Origin of the sequence: Streptantibioticus parmotrematis (genome assembly GCF_019890615.1) — a bacterium.
Lineage (GTDB): Bacteria > Actinomycetota > Actinomycetes > Streptomycetales > Streptomycetaceae > Streptantibioticus_D > Streptantibioticus_D parmotrematis.
In genome coordinates this window covers 95,901-113,764 of record NZ_JAINVZ010000009.1, presented here as the reverse complement: position 1 = coordinate 113,764, position 17,864 = coordinate 95,901, and the positions used below count along the sequence as shown (strand labels likewise).

The window sequence follows — 17,864 nt, the reverse complement described above, 5'->3', positions numbered from 1 at the left end:
CGGGGGTGATCAGCCCCCGGCCGTACGATCGACGCATGGGCCCACGGATCCGGCGAGCGGGGGCCGCCGCGCTGGGCTGCGTGGCGGCCCTCGCCGTGCTGGTGTCCGGCTGCTCCGGGAGCGCGGGCGGCGGTGCGGCGCGACGCACCGACCGCGCGGTCCAGGGGGTGCTGGACGTGCGGGCGCGGGCGGTGCTCCACCACGACCGCGGTGCCTATATCGGCACCGTCGACCCGGACGCGACCGGCTACCTCGCGAGCCAGCACCGGGTCTTCGCCGACCTGGCCGACGTCCCGCTCGCCTCCTGGTCCTACCGGCTGCGCTCCACCGGCGCGTTCCCGCTCGCCGACAGCGCCCACCAGGTCGCCGCCCGCGTCGAGCTGGACTACGCGCTGCGCGGCTACGACAGCGCGCCGGTGGCCTCCACCGAGTACCTGACGTTCACCGAGCGCGCGGGCCGCTGGTACGTCGCCTCGCAGACCGACGGCGACACCTCCGGCAAGCGCTCGGACGTCCAGCCGTGGGACCAGGGCCCGGTCACCGTCGTCCACGGCGCGCACAGCCTCGTGCTCGGCGCGGGCACCGCCGCGTCGCTGACCGCCTCCGCGCGGCTCGCGGACGCCGCCGTGCCCGTGGTGCGCCGTCAGTGGCCGGGCATCTGGGCCGACCGGGCGATCGTCGAAGTCCCGGGCAGCGAGGCCGACATGGCGGCGCTGCTGGGCGCGCCGGCCGGCACCTACCAGGGCATCGCCGCCGTCACCACCGCCGAACTGCGCGGCACCGGCACCGCGCCCGCCGACCGCGTCATCGTCAACCCGCAGGCGTTCGCCGAACTGAGCGCGCTGGGCCGCTCGGTGGTGCTCACCCACGAACTGACCCACGTCGCCACCCGCACCGCGACCACCTCGCGGACCCCGACCTGGCTGTCGGAGGGCTTCGCCGACCTCGTCGGCTACAGCGACAGCGGGCTGACCCCGGGGCGCGTCGCCCCCGAACTCGCCGCCGACGTCCGCGCGGGCCGCGCCCCCACCGCCCTGCCCACCACCGCCGACTTCGCACCCGGCTCCGCGGGCATCGCGCAGGCGTACGAGGGCGCGTGGCTGGCCTGCCGCATGATCGACGCCCAGTGGGGGCACGCCGAGCTGGTCGCGTTCTACCAGGCGACCGGGCGCGAGGGCGTCGAGCGGGCGACCCGTTCGGTGCTGGGCGTCAGCGGCGGGCAGTTCACCGACCGCTGGAAGGCTTACGTGGCGAAGGAGTTGGGGTGACGGGAGCGGAGGGCGACTTCACCGCGGAGCAGATCGCCAGGGGACGCACGCTGCGGCGGACGCAGTGGTCGTGGCTGCTGGCGGAACGGGCGCTCGTGCTGGCGCTGCTGCTCGTTCTGGGCCTGACACCGGCCGGCGCCGCGCTGGTGTCCGCGTTCGGCGGCGCGTGGTGGGCGCGGGTGCTGGGCGGCGCGGTGGCGCTGGTGCTGGCGCAGGAGGCGCTGAGCCTGCCGTTCGCCGCCCGGGTACGGGTGGTGCGTGCCCGGTTCGGGCTGGTGACGCAAGGCTGGGCGGGCTGGTTCGCCGACCGTGCGCGCGGGCTCGCGGTGAGCCTGCCGCTGGTCACCGGCGCCCTGTTCGGCCTGTACGCGACCGCGTCCGCGACGCCGCGCTGGTGGGCGTGGACGGCGCTCGCGGCGGCGCTGGTCGTGGTGGCGCTGTCCTGGGTGGCGCCCGTGGTCCTGGAGCCGCTCTTCAACCGCTTCACGCCGATGGAGGCCGGACCGCTGCGCGCCGCGCTGCTGGCGCTGGCCGACCGCGACGGGATCGCGGTGCGCGACGTGCTGGTCGCCGACGCCTCGCGCCGCACCACCGCCCTCAACGCCTATGTCTCCGGCTTCGGCCGCACCCGCCGCGTCGTCGTCTACGACACCCTGCTCGCGGCGGCGCCGCAGCGCGAGATCGAGCTGATCGCCGCGCACGAACTCGGCCACGTCAAGCACCGCGACGTCACCCGGGGCACCGCGCTGGGCGCCGTCGGCGCGGCGGCGGGCGTGCTGCTGCTGGCGGCCGTCTGCCAGTGGCACCCCCTGCTGGCGGCCTCCGGCGTGCACCGCTTCGCCGACCCCCGCTCGATCCCGCTGCTGGCGGCGGTGGCGGCCCTGCTGTCGGCGCTCGCCGGGCCGTTCACCTGCGCGGTGAGCCGCCGGGTGGAGCGCCGGGCGGACCTGCACGCGCTGCGGCTGACCGGCGACGCGCCCGAGTTCATCGCGATGCAGCGACGGCTGACCGTGGCCAACGTCGGCGACCCCGACCCGCCGCGCGCCCTGCACCTGCTGTTCGGCACCCATCCGACAGCGGTCCAGCGCATCGCCGCCGCACGGGAGTTCGCGCCGGGGAGCTGACCGGGGGCCGGGCGGCCGGTCAGATCGCGTACATCCAGTTGGTCAGCATGTACGCGCCGAACCAGGTGCCGAACAGCGCGTACAGCGCCATCGCCGGGCCCGCCGAGCGCACCCCGGCCTTCCCGAACGCCCGGGCCAGCGGCAGCAGCGTGAGCAGCGCGGGCACCAGCAACCGGGGCTTGGAGTGGTAGTAGTTGGTCTGCCCGATGGTCAGGACGAAGACCAGCAGGCCGTAGACGACCAGCGGCGGCCAGGTGCGCTGGAGCACGGCCGTCGCGCAGCCCACCGCGCCGAGCAGCAGCAGGACCGCGATCGACACCGGCACCCAGTCGCTGCCGCGCTGGAGGGTGGTCTCCAGGAACCGCCAGGTGGCCAGACCCCAGTCCCACGCGGTGTTCCAGCCCGCGTTCTGTATGGTCAGCCACGCCGTGGGCTCCCCCACCCGCAGCCCCACCCACGCCACGTAGCCCGGCACGCCGAGCCCGCCGATCACCACTCCGGCGAGCGCCCGCCGGTCGATCCGCCGGGCCCGCCACATCGCGGTGCCCGCCGCCACCGCGAGCGCCGCCGACAACGCCACGCCGGTGGACCGGCTCAGCCCCGCCAGCAACGCGAACACGCCCGCCGTCAGCCACCGTTCGCGGTGCGCGGCCAACAGGCACACCGCCGCCAGCAGCAGGAACAGGCTCTCGCTGTACCCGATCCACAACGTGATCGCCATCGGCTGGGTGAAGACCACCAGCACCAGGCACAGGGCCGCCCTCGGCCCCCACAGCCGCGCGCCCAGCCGGTGCGTGGCGACCGCCGCGCCCGCCGAGGCCAGCCAGCTCACCGCCACCGACGCGCTCTGCCCGCCGAGCCCGGTGACCGCGCTCATCACCTTGATCAGCGCCGGGTAGAGGGGGAAGAACGCCAGCGTGTTGCCGGTCAGGTGCCCCTGCGCGTCGTAGCTGAAGCCGTGCGGGTAGCCCTGCTGCGCGATCTGCACGTACCACTGGTTGTCCCACGGGGTGAGTGTTGCGTGCAGCCAGTCGGGACGGTTGGCGAGCCAGGCCAGCATCACCAGTTGCAGCACCATCGCGCCCGCCCAGACCGCCAGCGGAGGCCAGGCCAGCTCGGCCCACTCCCTGATCCGGGAGCCGGACGCGGCGCCCGGCGTCTCGCGCGGTGGGCTGTCGGGGCTGGTGAGGACCGGCAGAGCGGTCTCCTTTTCTGCCAGGGGTCGGGCGGGGGTCGGTCAGGGGTTCGGCTCAGGTTACGTCACGCGGTCCCTTGGGGCGGTGGCGTGGGGCGGCGCGTGGGCTCGGGACGTCGCTCGTCCGCGGGTGCGCTGTGGCTGGTCGCGCAGTTCCCCGCGCCCCTGACGGGCGCCCCTGAAAGGGGCGCGGGGAACTGCGCGCTCAGCCCCCACCGGCCGGTGGGTCCCGACACGACCGCACGCCCCCGGACCGAGGCATCCTGTCGGAGAAAACCCGCACCCGATAACGTCGGACCCGATGGACAAGACCCTGATCGTCACCAACGACTTCCCGCCCCGCCCCGGCGGCATCCAGGCCTTCGTGCACAGCATGGCGCTGCGGCTGGACCCCGGGAAGGTGGTGGTCTACGCCTCCACCTGGAAGGACGGCTCCGAGGTTGCCGCCTTCGACGCCGACCAGCCGTTCCCGGTGGTCCGCGACCGCACCTCGATGCTGCTGCCGACGCCCCGGGTGACCCGGCGGGCGGCAGGGCTGCTGCGCGAGCACGGCTGCTCCTCGGTGTGGTTCGGCGCGGCGGCGCCGCTCGGGCTGATGGCCCCGGCGCTGCGCGCGGCCGGCGCCCGGCGGATCGTGGCGACGACCCACGGGCACGAGGCGGCCTGGGCCCAGCTGCCCGCCTCCCGGCAGTTGCTGCGCCGGATCGGCGAGGCCACCGACACGGTGACCTACCTCGGCGAGTACACCCGCTCCCGCATCGCCGGGGCGCTCACCCCCCCCGCCGCCTCCCGCATGGTCCAACTGCCGCCCGGCGTCGACGAGAAGGCCTTCCACCCCGGCTCCGGCGGCGCCGTGGTGCGCGGCAGGCTCGGCCTGACCGACCGGCCCGTCGTGGTGTGCGTCTCCCGGCTGGTGCGCCGCAAGGGCCAGGACACGCTGATCCGGGCGATGCCCGACGTGCTGCGCCGGGTTCCGGACGCGGTCCTGCTGATCGTCGGTGACGGCCCGTACCGCGCCGAGCTGGAGAAGCTCGCCGCCGACACCGGTGTCGCCGAGGCGGTGCGTTTCACCGGCTCCGTCCCGTGGGCGCAACTGCCCGCGCACTACGGCGCGGGTGACGTCTTCGCGATGCCGTGCCGCACCCGCAGGGGCGGGCTCGACGTCGAGGGCCTGGGCATCGTCTACCTGGAGGCGTCGGCGACCGGGCTGCCGGTCGTGGCGGGCGACTCCGGCGGCGCGCCGGACGCGGTGCTCGACGGCGAGACGGGCTGGGTGGTGCGCGGCGGCGAGCCCGGCCAGGCGGCCGACCGCGTCGCGACCCTGCTGGAGGACCCGGAGCTGCGCGAACGCCTCGGCTCGCGCGGGCGGCGCTGGGTGGAGGAGTCCTGGCGCTGGGACCTGCTGGCGGACCGCCTGCGCGGCCTGCTCTAGCAGCGGCCTGCTCTGGCGATCGGTGTGCGGGGCCCATGCGGACCCCGCCACACACACCCGCTGGAGCGGCCGCGCTCAGGAGGCGTACAGCGCCTCGACCTCGTCCGCGTAGTCGCGCAGCACCACGTTCCGCTTGAGCTTCAGGGACGGGGTGACGTGGCCGGACTCCTCGGTGAACTGGCCCGGCAGCACGCGGAACTTCTTGACCGCCTCGGCGTGGCTGACCGCCGCGTTGCCGTCGTCGACCGCCCGCTGCACCTCGGCCAGCAGGTCCGGGTCGTCCCTGAGCGTGACCGCCGTGGAGCCCGCGGGCTTGCCGTGCTGCTCGGCCCAGCGCGGCAGGAACTCCTCGTCCAGCGTCACCAGCGCGCCCACGAACGGCCTGCCGTCGCCGACCACCATGCACTCGGCGATCAGCGCGTGCGCCCGGACGCGGTCCTCGATCACCGCGGGCGCCACGTTCTTGCCGGCCGCCGTGATGATGATCTCCTTCTTGCGGCCGGTGATGGTCAGATAACCGTCCTCGTCCAGCGTGCCGATGTCCCCGGTGTGGAACCAGCCGTCCGCCAGCGCCTCCGCGGTGGCGGCCTCGTTGTTCCAGTAGCCGGTGAACAGGTGCTCGCCGTGCAGCAGTACCTCGCCGTCGTCCGCGATCCGCACGACGCTGCCCGGCAGCGGCTGCCCGACGGTGCCGATCTTCGGCCGGTCCGACGGGTTGAACGCGGTCGCGGCGCAGGACTCGGTGAGGCCGTAGCCCTCCAGCACGGTGAAGCCGATGCCCCGGTAGAAGTGGCCCAGCCGCTCGCCCAGTGGCGCGCCGCCGGAGATGGCGTGCGTGGTGCGGCCGCCGAGCACGCCGCGCAGCTTGCTGTAGACCAGCCGGTCGAACGCCTTGTGCTTCAGCCGTAGCGCGAGACCGGGACCCGCGGTGGTGTCCAGGGCGCGGCTGTAGTCGATGGCGACGGCCACCGCCTTGTCCAGCACCTTGGCCTTGCCGCCCTCCTGGGCCTGCGCGCGCGCCGAGTTGTAGACCTTCTCGAAGACCCGCGGCACGCCCAGCACCAGCGTCGGGCGGTAACCGGCGAGGTCGTCGGTGAGGTTCTTGATGTCGCTGACGTGCCCCAGCTTGATCGGCGCCATCAGCGCGGCGACCTGCACCAGCCGCCCCAGCACGTGCGCCAGCGGCAGGAAGAGCAGCACCGAGGAGTCGCCGGTGCGGAACAGCGGCTTCAGCCGGGCCACCACGTTGCCGCACTCCGCGAAGAACGCGCGGTGGGTGAGCACGCAGCCCTTGGGGCGGCCGGTGGTGCCCGAGGTGTAGACGATGGTCGCCGGGGTGTCGGCGTCGGCGATCGCGCTGCGCTCGTCGACCTGCGCGTCGGAGACGTCACTGCCGGCCGTGCCCAGGGTCTCCACCGCGCCGGAGTCGATGCCCCACACGTGCTTCAGCCGCGGCAGCCGCTCGCGCACCGACTCCACGAGCGCCTCGTGGCCGGCCGACTCCACCAGCACCGCCACCGCGCCGGAGTCGGACAGGATCCACTCCACCTGCTCGGCGGAGGACGTCTCGTAGACCGGCACGGTGACCGCGCCCGCGCTCCAGATCGCGAAGTCCAGCAGCGTCCACTCGTAGCGGGTGCGCGACATCAGCGCCACGCGGTCGCCCGGCTCGACTCCGGAGGCGATCAGGCCCTTGGCGGCGGCGCGCACCTCGGCGAGGAAGGTGGTGGCGGTGACGTCCCGCCAGCTTCCGGCGACCTTTCTGGCCAGTACGGCGACCTGGGGGTGCTGGGCGGCGTTGCGGCGGATCAGATCCGTCAGGTTGCCGTCAGCGGGGACCTCGTACAGGGCCGGAAGGCTGAACTCGCGCAAGACTGCTGCTCCTCGTCGGCGCCGGCTTCGTCGTCGGCTGCGCCCGTGACCAGTGGCCGGAGCCGGCCGAGCCGTTGATCAAGAGCCATATTCGGACTGCCCGGACGTTACCCATCGGTAGACCGCGGGGGTAGGGGGTCGGGCACAGATGTTCGGCGCGTCACACGGATGACACATCGGGGTGACGTCCGTGTGGCACGTACGGTGTACGGCCCTGATCCCGTCCCAGCGGCGCGTGCGGGTTGCCGCGCCGGCCGCGTCGGCGTCCGGCGACGCCCGCGCGGCATGTCGCGAACCCTAGTCGACATCATGCGCCCGGTGCGCGTGACGGGTCCGCCCACCGGCGCACGAGGCGGTGACCGTATGGTGAAGGCCATGCGGGTGCATGTGGTGAGCGATGTCCACGGAGCGGTGGAGGCCCTGGCCGGGGCGGGGGAGGGCGCGGACGCGCTGGTGCTCCTCGGCGACCTGATCCTCTTCCTCGACTACGCGGACCACACCCGCGGCATCTTCCCCGACCTGTTCGGCGTCGAGGCCGCCGACCGCATCGTGGAACTGCGCACCGCCCGCCGCTTCGAGGAGGCCCGCGCGTTCGGCCGCAGCCTGTGGGAGGGCGTCGACCGCGACAGCGCCATGGACGCGGCGGTGCGCAAGCAGTACGCCGAGATGTTCGCCGTCCTGCCCACCCCGACCTACGCCACCTACGGCAACGTCGACGTGCCGTCGCTGTGGCCGGAATACGCCGGTGACGGCACCACCGTGCTGGACGGCACGACCGTCGAACTCGGCGGCCTGGTCTTCGGCTTCGTCGGCGGCGGCCTGCGCACCCCGATGCGCACCCCGTACGAGATCGACGACGAGGCGTACGCCGCGAAGATCGCCGCGCTCGGCGAGGTCGACGTCCTGTGCTCGCACATCCCGCCCGCCGTACCGGAGTTGTGCTACGACACCGTGGCGCGCCGCTTCGAGCGCGGCAGCCAGGCGCTGCTGGACGCCATCCACGCGGTGCGCCCGCGGTACTCCTTCTTCGGCCACGTCCACCAGCCGCTCACCCAGCGGATGCGGATCGGCGCCACGGAATGCGTCAACGTGGGGCACTTCAACGCCACCCGCGTCCCCTACGTGCTGGAGTGGTAGCGCGTCCCGCGCCGCACGAGTGCGCGATAACCTGCACCATCACCACTGTCACCACCCGAGTGACACCCATCTTCACTGACCTTCACTGACACCCACAGACACGACGCGAAGTCCCGGAGGGGCCACGGCGATGGCGGAACACACCAGGTCGAGCATCACGATCGACGCGGCCCCGGCCGAGGTCATGGGGGTGATCTCGGACTTCGCCCGCTACCCGGAGTGGACCGGTGAGGTCAAGGAGGCCGAGATCCTGGCCACCGACGCGCAGGGCCGCGCCGAGAAGGTCCGCCTCGTCCTCGACGCGGGCGCCATCAAGGACGACCACACCCTCGCCTACACCTGGAGCGGCCCGGACCAGGTCAGCTGGTCCCTGGTGAAGTCCCAGATGCTGCGCACCCTCGACGGCTCCTACAGCCTCGCCCCGCTGGAGGGCGGCAAGCGGACCGAGGTCACCTACCAGCTGACCGTCGACGTCAAGATCCCCATGCTCGGCATGATCAAGCGCAAGGCCGAGAAGGTGATCATCGACCGCGCGCTCGCCGGGCTGAAGAAGCGCGTCGAGGGCGGCGGCACGGAAACCGCCTGACCGACATGCGCACCCTCCTTGTCACCGGCCCCGGCGGCGCCGGGACCACCACCGTCGCGGCCGCCGCGGCGCTCGCCGCCGCCCGCGAGGGCGAACGCGTCCTGCTGCTCGGCTGCGACGAGGCGCCCGGCGGCCTGGCCACCGGCGCCGCGCCCGGTCTCACCGTGGAACGCGTCGACGCGAACGCGGTCTTCCGCGAGCGGGCCCGCGAACTCCAGGGCCGCTTCGGCGTCGTCTTCGACCTGCTGGGCGCGGCCCCACTGGACGACGAGGAGTTCACCGAACTGCCGGGCGCGCAGGAGTTCGCGCTGCTCCAGGCGCTGGGCGTGGCGGCGGACGCGGGCCACGACACCGTGGTGGTCGACCTGCCGCCGGTGCCGGGCGCGCTGCGGCTGCTGGCGCTGCCGGAGCAGCTGCGCCGCTACCTCGACCGCCTCCTGCCCTCGGAACGGCAGGCGGCCAGGGCGCTGCGGCCCATGCTGGCGCAGCTCGCGGGGGTCCCGATGCCCGCCGAGTGGCTGTACGACGCGGCCGCCCGCTGGGACGCCGAACTCGCCTCCGTCCAGGCGGTCGTCGCGGCGGCCTCCACCGGGGTACGGCTCGTCGTGGAACCCGGGGCCCGGTCCGCGGCCACGCTGCGGACGGCACGTACCGGGCTCGCGCTGTACGGCCTCCGGCTCGAATCCGTCGCCGCCAACCGCCTGCTGCCGACCGGGTCGCCGGACCCGTTCCTGGCGCGGCTGACCGGGCAGCAACGCGAGCACCTGAAGGGTCTGCGCGGGGAGTTCGGCGACCGCGAGGACGTCGCGGTCGCCGAGCTGCCGCACCTCGGGCGCGATCCGCACGGCGTACGGGACCTGGAGGAACTCGGGGTCACCGCGCCGGCGGGCGGAGGTTTTCCGGACACCCCGGCACCGGATCCGTGGTCGGTCGAGGACCGGTTGTCGCAGGAGGGCCTGCTGCTGTGGCGGCTCCCGCTGCCCGGCGCGAGCCGCGACCGGCTCGACCTGGTGCGGCGGGGGGACGAACTCGTGGTGGACGCGGCGGGTTTCCGACGCGTGCTGCCGTTGCCTTCGGCCCTGCGCCGCTGCCGAGTGGAGGGCGCAGCCCTCCGAGACGGCGCCCTACAGGTCCGCTTCACCCCGGACCCGTCTTTGTGGCCCCGGTGAGTGTTGCTCCGCAGGTCCGAAAGGGGCGCGGTGCGGTGGTGCTTTGCTTTTAGGGGCGCGGGGAACTGCGCGACGAGCCACGACGGTGGGGGAGATGGCCACTGGGCTGGGTGGCAGGGCGGTGTCGCCGACCACCGGCCGGTGGGGGCTGAGCGCGCAGTTCCCTGCGCCCCTTTTCGGACCTGCGGAGCAGCACGCGTCCGGTACCGTCGGTAGGACACACGTTGCGAGGGAGTTCCCCATGAGCGATGGCCTTGACCGTCCGCAGACCGACGCCGACGCGTGGTCGACGGCGTGCGCGGAGGACCTCGCGCGGGAGAAGGCCCGGCGCCGTGAGCAGGCCGGCTACCGGCCGGGCAGCGCCGCCGACGAGCTGCGCAAGCTCGCCGAGGCCGTCGCCGACAAGGTCGCGGAACTGCGTTCCCCCGCCGCGGAGATGGCCGCGCAGGCCGTGATCTCCCAGGTGAAGGCCGTCGTCACCCCGATCAAGGACCGCAACCCCGACGTCTTCGAGCACCTCGCCGGCGCGGGCTCCGAGCTGCTCGCCGCCTACCGGGCCGCCGTCACGGGCCAGGAGAGCCGCTGGACGCGGGCGACCCGGACCACCGACGCCCCCGGCGACGACGGCCCGGGACCCGAGCGCATCGACCTCGACTGACCGCTCGGACGATGATCGCTTGAGGCCCGGTCCCCCGGCACCGCGCCTCGGGTACGGTTGCCTCAGCGGGGTTCGACGAAATCTGAGGGACATATGGGACTCACCATCGGCGTCGACATCGGCGGTACCAAGATCGCGGCCGGCGTGGTCGACGAAGAGGGCTCCATCCTGGAGACCTGCAAGGTGCCGACCCCGCCGACGCCCGAGGGCGTCATCGACGCCATCGCCGACGCGGTGCGCACCGTGAGCGCGAGCCACCCGGCGGAGGCCGTGGGCATCGGCGCGGCGGGCTACGTCGACAACAAGCGGGCGACCGTCCTGTTCGCGCCGAACATCAACTGGCGTCACGAAGCGCTCAAGGACAAGGTCGAGCAGCGCGTCGGCCTGCCGGTCGTGGTGGAGAACGACGCCAACGCCGCCGCCTGGGGCGAGTACCGCTTCGGCGCCGGCCAGGGCCACGACGACGTCGTGTGCATCACCCTCGGCACGGGGCTCGGCGGCGGCATCATCATCGGCGGACGCCTGCACCGCGGGCGCTTCGGCGTGGCGGGCGAGTTCGGCCACATCCGGGTGGTGCCGGACGGCCTGCTGTGCGGTTGCGGCAGCCAGGGCTGCTGGGAGCAGTACGCGTCCGGCCGCGCCCTCGTGCGGTACGCCCGGCAGCGCGCCGCGGCCACCCCGGAGAACGCCGAGGTCCTGCTCGGCCTCGGCGACGGCACCCCGGAGACCATCGAGGGCAAGCACATCAGCGAGGCCGCCCGCGCGGGCGACCCGGTGGCCGTCGACTCCTTCCGCGAGCTGGCCCGCTGGGCGGGCGCGGGCCTGGCCGACCTGGCCTCGCTCTTCGACCCGTCCGCGTTCATCGTCGGCGGCGGCGTCTCGGACGAGGGCGACCTCGTACTCGACCCGATCCGCAAGTCCTTCCGGCGCTGGCTGGTCGGCAACCAGTGGCGGCCGCACGCCCAGGTGCTGGCGGCCCAGCTGGGCGGCGAGGCGGGCCTGGTGGGCGCGGCGGACCTGGCCCGCCAGGGCTGACCGGCGGCCCGCCCGGGCTGACCGGCCCGACGGGTTCTGACACGTTCTGGCACGTTCTGACGGATTCGGAGACGGTGACGCGGTGACAGCACTGGACGACCTGCCGGAGTCGGCGACGGAGGCGGACGGCTCGGCGGTCGTCCGGGTGCTCAGCTACAACGTCCGCTCCCTGCGCGACGACCACGACGCGCTGGTCCGGGTGATCCGGGCCTGCGCGCCGGACGTGGTGTGCGTGCAGGAGGCGCCGCGGTTCTTCCGCTGGCGCAAGAAGGCCGTCCGGCTGGCCCGGGAGAGCGGCCTGGTCACCGTCACCGGCGGCGCGACGGCGTCGGGACCGATGATCCTGGCGTCGTTGCGCGCGCGGGTGCTGCGCACCGAGGACGTGCTGCTGCCGCGTACTCCCGGGCTGCACCAGCGTGGCTTCGCGACCGCCGTGCTGGGCTTCGGCGCGGCCCGGCTCGACGTCGTCAGCTGCCACCTGAGCGTCAACGCGGCGGAACGCTACGACCAGGCGGGCCTGCTGCTGGAGCGCGTCGCCACCTCGGACGACGCGGCGGCCACCGTGGTGGGCGGCGACTTCAACGCCCGCCCCGGCAGCCCCGCGTTCGACCGGATCGCGGCGGAGCTGCGGGACGCGTGGGCGGTACGGGGCTGGGGCGGGGAGTACACCTCGCGCCCCGGCGACCCCGTCCAGCGGATCGACGCGGTGTTCGTGGGCAAGGGGGTCGAGGTGCTGGGCTGCGGGGTGCCGCGCGGCCTGCCCGGCGTCACGGAGTCCGACCTGCGGGCCGCGACGGACCACCTGCCCGTCCTGGCGGCTCTGCGGCTCGCACCGCGCCCTTGAGGACCGCGCCTTAAGGCCGCCCTCTTGAGGACCGCCCCCTCAAGAGCCGCCCCGCGGTCGCCCCCGCCGTCCTCAGACGACCGCCCCGCCGTGCGGGTCGTCGTCCTCCTCGTCGCGGTCGCGCATGCGGGCCACCAGTGTGCCGAAGCCGCCCAGGAAGCCGCCGACGCCGACGACCATCGCCCACCACGGCACCGGCTCCTGGAGCAGCACGTACAGCACCAGCAGCACCGGGCCGCCCACGACCGCCAGCCACGCGAACTTCGTCGTGACGTCCGCCTGCGGCAACGGCGGCGGCTCCGGGGGCACGAAGTGGCCCTCGTCGCCGGAGCTCCCGTCGTCGACGCCGTAGTCGCGCGGGCCAGGCGTCGAGGCCCGGACGACGAACGCCCTCGGGATCACCGGGATCCCGTCGTTCACCGGCAGGGACGAGTCCCGCGCGTCGCCGTCGTCATCGCCGCCGTCGTCCTCCGGGACGTTCTCCGCCTCGGGCCACGACGGCTGGCCGTCCTCAGGACCGTCCTCGTACGCCGCGACGATCCGGGCCCAGACCGCCTCCTCGTCCAGCCCGTCGCCGCCCGTGCCGTCCTGCGGCGGGCTCCCGTCACGCTCCGCCACTGGCCACCTCGTCCTTGCCGGACGCCGGCGAGGCCTCCGGCGCCAGCCGCCTGACGAACGCCAGGCTGCTCGCGAAGATCTCCTGCGCGTCGTGGTCCAGCGTGGCCACGTGGTAGCTGCGCTCCAGCACCCGCCGGGTCAGGTCGGCCGAGGAGACGCGGTCGGCGACCAGTTCCGCGTTGGAGGGGTGCACGACGTGGTCGGTGCGGCTGTTGATCAGCAGCAGCGGCTGGGTGACCTGCGGCAGCTCGGCCTGCACGGTCTCCCACAGCTTCGTCATCGAGTGCACGGCGTGCAGCGGGGTGCGCTCGTAGCCCAGCTCCTCGGTGCCGCCCATGGCGATGTCGCTGGCGATGCCCTTGACCGAGGGCACGACGTGCCGGACGAGGCCGACCGCCTTCAGCTGCGCGCTGTCCGCCTTGACCGACGGGTTGACCAGCACGATGCCGCTGATCGCGTCGCCGTGCCGGGCGGCCAGGTGCAGGGTGAGCGCGCCGCCCATGGACAGCCCGAAGACGAAGACCCGCGCACACCGCTCGCGCAGCGCCCGCAGCTCGCGGTCGACCTCTGCGTACCAGTCCTGCCAGCCGGTGACCTGCATGTCCTGCCACCGGGTGCCGTGCCCCGGCAGCAGCGGCACGGAGACGGTCAGGCCGTGCTCCGCGAGGTACTGCCCCCAGGGGCGCATGGACTGCGGGGAGCCGGTGAATCCGTGGCACAGCAGGACGCCGGTCCCGCCGCCGTCGTGGCGGTACGGCTCGGCTCCGGGCAGCAGCGGCACCGTGGGTCTCCTAGGGATGAGGTGCGGTGTGGTGTCACGTGGGGCCGGGGCACAAATCCTCGTCACCCGACAGGTACTTCACAGTACGCGGAGGATCGGGCACCCGGTAGGTCCGGCGGTCGGGCACCAGGAGGGGAGGGCGGGCCGTTGGCGGGATAAGGTCTTGCCGTCGCCTACAGGAGGTCCTGGGTTGTTCTACGGCATGATGAAGCTGTCGGTCGGCGGGGGGCTCCGGCTTGCCTTCCGGCCCTGGGTGGAGGGGCTGGAGAACATCCCCAAGGAGGGCCCGGCGATCCTGGCGAGCAACCACCTGTCCTTCTCGGACTCCTTCTTCCTGCCCGCCATGCTCGACCGCAAGGTGACCTTTATCGCCAAGGCCGAATATTTCACCTCCCCCGGAGTCAAGGGGAAGCTGACGGCGGCCTTCTTCAAGGGCGTCGGGCAGTTGCCGGTGGACCGCTCCGGCGCGCGCGGCGCGGGCGAGGCGGCGATCAGGAGCGGCCTGGAGGTACTGGAACGCGGTGAGCTGTTCGGCATCTACCCGGAGGGCACCCGGTCCCCGGACGGGCGGCTGTACCGGGGCAAGCCCGGCGGCCTGGCCCGGGTGGCGCTGGCCTCCGGCGCGCCGGTGATCCCGGTCGCCATGATCGACACCGAGAAGATCCAGCCCCCAGGCAAGGTCGTGCCCAAGCTGATGCGCCCCGGCATCCGCATCGGCGAGCCGCTGGACTTCAGCCGCTACCACGGCATGGAGAACGACCGCTTCATCCTGCGCTCGGTGACCGACGAGGTCATGTACGAGATCATGAAGCTCTCCGGCCAGGAGTACGTGGACATCTACGCGACGGCGGCCAAGCGGCAGATCGCGGAGGCGAAGAAGAAGGCCGAGGCCGCCGAGGACCCGGCGGGCGACCCCGGCAGCGAGTGAACGGCGTCGTCGGGAAGGGCGGCATTTCCCGGATATCCGTGGAGCGGCCGCTGTGGCGTGCGCTGACCGCGTTCCGCGTCCTCGCGCTGTGCTACGCGATCGCCCGCTACTGCCACACGTGCGGGAAGTACGCGCATCCGCTCGGCGGCTGGCTCTACCTCGGCGCGCTCGCCCTGTGGACGCTCGCGACGCTGCGCAGGACCGGCTCCGCCCTGCGTTGCACCAAGGGCTTCCTGCTGGCGGAGCTGGCGGTCGCGCTGACCGGCATCCTGCTCACCGACGCGCTCGACACCCACGCCCGGGTGGTCGCGGGCGACAACACGCTGCCGTCGATCTGGACGGCGGGCGCGGTGCTGGCCTTCGCCATCAAGGGCGGCTGGCGCTGGGCGGCCGGCGCCTCGGCGGTGATCGGCGTGTCCAACGTGGTGGAACGCGGCGCGCTCACCGGCGGCAACGTGCACAGCATCGTGCTGCTGTTCTTCGTCAGCACCGGCATCGGCTACGTGGTCGAGGTGGCCCGGGGCAGCGAGGCCGCGCTCGCCCGGGCGCTGCGGGTGGACGCGGCCACCAGGGAACGCGAGCGGCTGGCCCGCGACATCCACGACAGCGTGCTCCAGGTGCTGGCGATGGTGCAGCGCAGGGGCGGCGAGATCGGCGGCGAGGCGGCCGAGCTGGGCAGGCTGGCGGGCGAACAGGAGGCGGCGCTGCGGGCGTTGGTGCGGGGCGCCGGGGCGCCGGGCGTCGCGGTCGCCGCGGCGGGCGGCCACGGCGGTGACCCGGCGGGCGGCCTCGCCACCGGCCCGGTGAACGCGCCCGGCGGCGCCTCCGACCCGGATCACGGCCCCCAAGGCCCTCGCGACCTGAGGGAGTTGATCGGCCGCCACGCCGGGCCGAAGGTCACCGTGGCCGCGCCCGCCGACCCCGTGCCGCTGGAGCCGCGTACCGCCGCCGAGGTCGCCGCGGCGGTCGGCGCCGCGCTGGACAACGTCACCCGGCACGCCGGGCCCGGCGCCCGCGCCTGGATCCTCGTCGAGGACGAGCCGGACGCGGTGCTGGTGAGCGTGCGCGACGACGGCCCCGGCATCCCCGCGGGACGCCTCGCGGACGCCGCGGCCGAGGGCAGGCTCGGCGTCGCCCAGTCCATCCGCGGCCGCCTGCGCGACCTGGGCGGCACCGCCGAGGTGGTCTCCGTACCCGGGCAGGGCACCGAGGTCGAACTGCGGGTGCCGCGACGCCCCGGCGCCCACGACGCCGTACGCCGTCACGACCGGAGGGAACGCACGTCATGACCGAGCCGCCGGCCGCCGCGCCCGTCAGGGTCATGGTGGTGGACGACCACCCGATGTGGCGCGACGCGGTCGCCCGTGACCTGGCCGAGGCCGGGTACGACGTGGTGGCGACCGCGGGCGACGGCCCCGAGGCGGTGCGCAGGGCCAGGGCGGTGCGGCCCGGGGTACTGGTGCTCGACCTCAACCTGCCCGGGCTGCCCGGCGCCGAGGTCTGCCGTCAACTGGTCGCCGTCGAGCCGTCGTTGCGGGTGCTGGTGCTGTCCGCGAGCGGGGAGCACGAGGACGTGCTGGAGGCGGTCAAGTCCGGTGCCACCGGCTACCTGCTGAAGTCGGCCGCCCGCGAGGAGCTGGTCGAGGCGGTGCGGCGCACGGCCGCGGGGGACGCGGTGTTCACCCCGGGACTCGCCGGGCTGGTGCTGGGGGAGTACCGGCGGCTGGCCGCCGGCACCGCCGCCGCGCGGGCGGCCGACGCACCGGACGTGCCCCGGCTGACCGAGCGCGAGACGGAGGTGCTGCGCCTGGTGGCCAAGGGGCTCAGCTACCGGCAGATCGCCGAACGGCTGGTGATCTCGCACCGCACCGTGCAGAACCACGTCCAGAACACCCTGGGCAAGCTCCAGTTGCACAACCGCGTCGAACTCGTCCGCTACGCGATCGAACGCGGCCTGGACGGAGACTGACTCCGCCGGCTCGGTACGTGATCTCTATCGGGTGATCATCGCCGTCCCCTTCCCCGTGGTTGACCGGAATCCGCGTTCCGGGCGATCCCGTGTGACCTGGATCACGGCTAGCGTGGGCCGTGTCGGCTGCCGGTGACACAGGCAGATCACGGGCGACCACAGCGGAAGGGAAGAGCCATGCGCGTAGGAGTACTGACCGGTGGCGGTGACTGCCCCGGGCTCAACGCGGTCATCCGGGCCATAGTGCGTAAGGGCACCCAGGAGTACGACAACGAGTTCATCGGCTTCCGGGACGGCTGGCGCGGCCCGCTGGAAGGCGCCGTCCGCCCCCTCGACATCCCGTCCGTACGCGGCATCCTGCCGCGCGGCGGCACCATCCTCGGCTCGTCGCGCACCAACCCGTTCAAGGTCGACGACGGCGTGCGGCGGGTGAAGGAGACGCTCGCCGAGTTCGAGGTGGACGCGCTGGTCGCGATCGGCGGCGAGGACACCCTCGGCGTCGCCGCGAAGCTGTGGGCCGAGCACGACGTGCGGTGCGTCGGCGTGCCCAAGACCATCGACAACGACCTGAACGCCACCGACTACACCTTCGGCTTCGACACGGCCGTCAACATCGCCACCGAGGCCATCGACCGCCTGCACACCACCGCCGAGTCCCACATGCGGGTCCTGGTGGTCGAGGTGATGGGCCGCCACGCCGGCTGGATCGCGTTGCACGCCGGACTCGCGGGCGGCGCCAACGTCATCCTCATCCCCGAGCAGCGCTTCGACGTCGACCAGGTCTGCGAATGGGTGCGCACCCGCTTCCGGACGCACTACGCGCCCATCGTGGTGGTCGCCGAGGGCGCGATGCCCAAGGAGGGCGAACTCATCGTCAAGGAGGACGAGTTGGACGCCTTCGGCCACGTGCGGCTGTCCGGCGTCGGGGACTGGCTGGCCAAGGAGATCCAGAAGCGCACCGGCAAGGAGGCCCGCACCTCCGTGCTCGGCCACATCCAGCGCGGCGGCACGCCGTCGGCGTTCGACCGCTGGCTCGCCACCCGCTTCGGCCTGCACGCCATCGAAGCCGTCAACGAGGGCGACTTCGGGCAGATGGTGGCGCTGCGCGGCACGGACATCGTGCGCGTCCCGCTCAGCGAGGCGACGGCGAAACTCAAGACGGTCGACCCGAAGCTGTACGCGGAGGCGTCGGTCTTCTTCGGCTGAGGCGCCTGAGGCTGAGGCTTGTCCGGCCCACGTCCCCGGCCA

General features: G+C 73.7%; 17 protein-coding genes. 13 read left to right on the top strand and 4 right to left on the bottom strand.

The genetic code is table 11. The features are described 5' to 3' along the window. Window positions 1-35 precede the first annotated feature (35 nt). Together K7472_RS15375 and K7472_RS15370 are read left to right on the top strand one after the other, a co-directional pair. Window positions 36-1,268: a hypothetical protein gene (locus tag K7472_RS15375; protein ID WP_252395714.1), complete on the top strand. Its 1,233-nt coding sequence runs from the start codon at window positions 36-38 to the stop codon at window positions 1,266-1,268. Next, the gene (locus K7472_RS15370) at window positions 1,265-2,392 is read left to right on the top strand and encodes a M48 family metalloprotease (RefSeq protein ID WP_222978253.1); all 1,128 of its coding nucleotides are present in this window, start codon (window positions 1,265-1,267) and stop codon (window positions 2,390-2,392) included. Before K7472_RS15375 ends, K7472_RS15370 begins: the two co-directional genes overlap by 4 nt. Window positions 2,393-2,411: 19 nt before the next feature. Here K7472_RS15370 and K7472_RS15365 read toward each other — a convergent pair whose 3' ends face one another. Continuing rightward, entirely contained in the window at window positions 2,412-3,470 is a 1,059-nt protein-coding gene (locus K7472_RS15365; protein WP_222978246.1) for a mannosyltransferase family protein, read from the bottom strand. A 418-nt stretch (window positions 3,471-3,888) separates the two neighbouring features. Here K7472_RS15365 and K7472_RS15360 point away from each other — a divergent pair, with 418 nt between their 5' ends. Then, window positions 3,889-5,019, top strand: a complete 1,131-nt coding sequence (locus K7472_RS15360) for a glycosyltransferase family 4 protein (RefSeq protein ID WP_222978245.1) — start codon at window positions 3,889-3,891, stop codon at window positions 5,017-5,019. Window positions 5,020-5,094: 75 nt separating this feature from the next. Here K7472_RS15360 and K7472_RS15355 read toward each other — a convergent pair whose 3' ends face one another. Then, a complete protein-coding gene (locus K7472_RS15355) occupies window positions 5,095-6,891 on the bottom strand; it encodes an AMP-dependent synthetase/ligase (protein ID WP_222978241.1) in 1,797 nt (598 codons plus the stop codon). Window positions 6,892-7,266: 375 nt separating this feature from the next. Here K7472_RS15355 and K7472_RS15350 point away from each other — a divergent pair, with 375 nt between their 5' ends. The 6 genes from K7472_RS15350 to K7472_RS15325 all read left to right on the top strand — a co-directional run bounded on the left by K7472_RS15350 (window position 7,267) and on the right by K7472_RS15325 (window position 12,320). After that, window positions 7,267-8,028: a metallophosphoesterase family protein gene (locus K7472_RS15350; protein ID WP_222978240.1), complete on the top strand. Its 762-nt coding sequence runs from the start codon at window positions 7,267-7,269 to the stop codon at window positions 8,026-8,028. 130 nt (window positions 8,029-8,158) lie between these two features. Next, window positions 8,159-8,614 (top strand): SRPBCC family protein, encoded by a 456-nt coding sequence (locus tag K7472_RS15345; RefSeq protein WP_222978238.1) that lies wholly within the window; start codon window positions 8,159-8,161, stop codon window positions 8,612-8,614. 5 nt (window positions 8,615-8,619) lie between these two features. After that, complete coding sequence (locus K7472_RS15340) at window positions 8,620-9,783, top strand: ArsA family ATPase (RefSeq protein ID WP_222978236.1); 1,164 nt, start codon at window positions 8,620-8,622, stop codon at window positions 9,781-9,783. 241 nt (window positions 9,784-10,024) lie between these two features. After that, window positions 10,025-10,441, top strand: a complete 417-nt coding sequence (locus K7472_RS15335) for a DUF5304 domain-containing protein (protein ID WP_222978234.1) — start codon at window positions 10,025-10,027, stop codon at window positions 10,439-10,441. Between the two features lie 93 nt (window positions 10,442-10,534). Continuing rightward, window positions 10,535-11,476 (top strand): ROK family glucokinase, encoded by a 942-nt coding sequence (locus K7472_RS15330; RefSeq protein ID WP_222978232.1) that lies wholly within the window; start codon window positions 10,535-10,537, stop codon window positions 11,474-11,476. 91 nt (window positions 11,477-11,567) lie between these two features. Then, entirely contained in the window at window positions 11,568-12,320 is a 753-nt protein-coding gene (locus K7472_RS15325) for an endonuclease/exonuclease/phosphatase family protein (protein WP_252395684.1), read from the top strand. A gap of 72 nt (window positions 12,321-12,392) precedes the next feature. On the opposite strand, the gene K7472_RS15320 is transcribed toward K7472_RS15325, so the two are convergent. Together K7472_RS15320 and K7472_RS15315 are read right to left on the bottom strand one after the other, a co-directional pair. Next, a complete protein-coding gene (locus K7472_RS15320; RefSeq protein WP_222978228.1) occupies window positions 12,393-12,938 on the bottom strand; it encodes a hypothetical protein in 546 nt (181 codons plus the stop codon). Then, window positions 12,925-13,719 (bottom strand): alpha/beta hydrolase, encoded by a 795-nt coding sequence (locus K7472_RS15315; protein WP_222978226.1) that lies wholly within the window; start codon window positions 13,717-13,719, stop codon window positions 12,925-12,927. Before K7472_RS15315 ends, K7472_RS15320 begins: the two co-directional genes overlap by 14 nt. Before the next feature lie 190 nt (window positions 13,720-13,909). Here K7472_RS15315 and K7472_RS15310 point away from each other — a divergent pair, with 190 nt between their 5' ends. The 4 genes from K7472_RS15310 (at window position 13,910) to K7472_RS15295 (ending at window position 17,822) form a co-directional block, all read left to right on the top strand. Continuing rightward, the gene (locus tag K7472_RS15310) at window positions 13,910-14,647 is read left to right on the top strand and encodes a lysophospholipid acyltransferase family protein (protein WP_222978218.1); all 738 of its coding nucleotides are present in this window, start codon (window positions 13,910-13,912) and stop codon (window positions 14,645-14,647) included. Next, on the top strand, window positions 14,644-15,936 hold the full coding sequence (macS, locus tag K7472_RS15305; RefSeq protein ID WP_308013927.1) for a MacS family sensor histidine kinase: 1,293 nt from the start codon (window positions 14,644-14,646) through the stop codon (window positions 15,934-15,936). The genes K7472_RS15310 and macS overlap by 4 nt, the downstream gene beginning before the upstream one ends. Further along, window positions 15,933-16,616, top strand: a complete 684-nt coding sequence (locus K7472_RS15300) for a response regulator (RefSeq protein WP_222978216.1) — start codon at window positions 15,933-15,935, stop codon at window positions 16,614-16,616. Before macS ends, K7472_RS15300 begins: the two co-directional genes overlap by 4 nt. 177 nt (window positions 16,617-16,793) lie before the next feature. Further along, window positions 16,794-17,822, top strand: a complete 1,029-nt coding sequence (locus K7472_RS15295; RefSeq protein ID WP_222978215.1) for a 6-phosphofructokinase — start codon at window positions 16,794-16,796, stop codon at window positions 17,820-17,822. The last annotated feature ends 42 nt before the right edge of the window (window positions 17,823-17,864 follow it).

What these genes read in the sequence shown, in the direction of transcription:
- K7472_RS15375 (WP_252395714.1), top strand. Translation starts at nt 36, where the DNA reads ATGGGCCCACGGATCCGGCGAGCGGGGGCCGCCGCGCTGGGCTGCGTG.
- K7472_RS15365 (WP_222978246.1), bottom strand. Translation starts at nt 3,470, where the DNA reads ATGGTGCTGCAACTGGTGATGCTGGCCTGGCTCGCCAACCGTCCCGAC.
- K7472_RS15360 (WP_222978245.1), top strand. Translation starts at nt 3,889, where the DNA reads ATGGACAAGACCCTGATCGTCACCAACGACTTCCCGCCCCGCCCCGGC.
- K7472_RS15350 (WP_222978240.1), top strand. Translation starts at nt 7,267, where the DNA reads ATGCGGGTGCATGTGGTGAGCGATGTCCACGGAGCGGTGGAGGCCCTG.
- K7472_RS15345 (WP_222978238.1), top strand. Translation starts at nt 8,159, where the DNA reads ATGGCGGAACACACCAGGTCGAGCATCACGATCGACGCGGCCCCGGCC.
- K7472_RS15340 (WP_222978236.1), top strand. Translation starts at nt 8,620, where the DNA reads ATGCGCACCCTCCTTGTCACCGGCCCCGGCGGCGCCGGGACCACCACC.
- K7472_RS15335 (WP_222978234.1), top strand. Translation starts at nt 10,025, where the DNA reads ATGAGCGATGGCCTTGACCGTCCGCAGACCGACGCCGACGCGTGGTCG.
- K7472_RS15330 (WP_222978232.1), top strand. Translation starts at nt 10,535, where the DNA reads ATGGGACTCACCATCGGCGTCGACATCGGCGGTACCAAGATCGCGGCC.
- K7472_RS15300 (WP_222978216.1), top strand. Translation starts at nt 15,933, where the DNA reads ATGACCGAGCCGCCGGCCGCCGCGCCCGTCAGGGTCATGGTGGTGGAC.
- K7472_RS15295 (WP_222978215.1), top strand. Translation starts at nt 16,794, where the DNA reads ATGCGCGTAGGAGTACTGACCGGTGGCGGTGACTGCCCCGGGCTCAAC.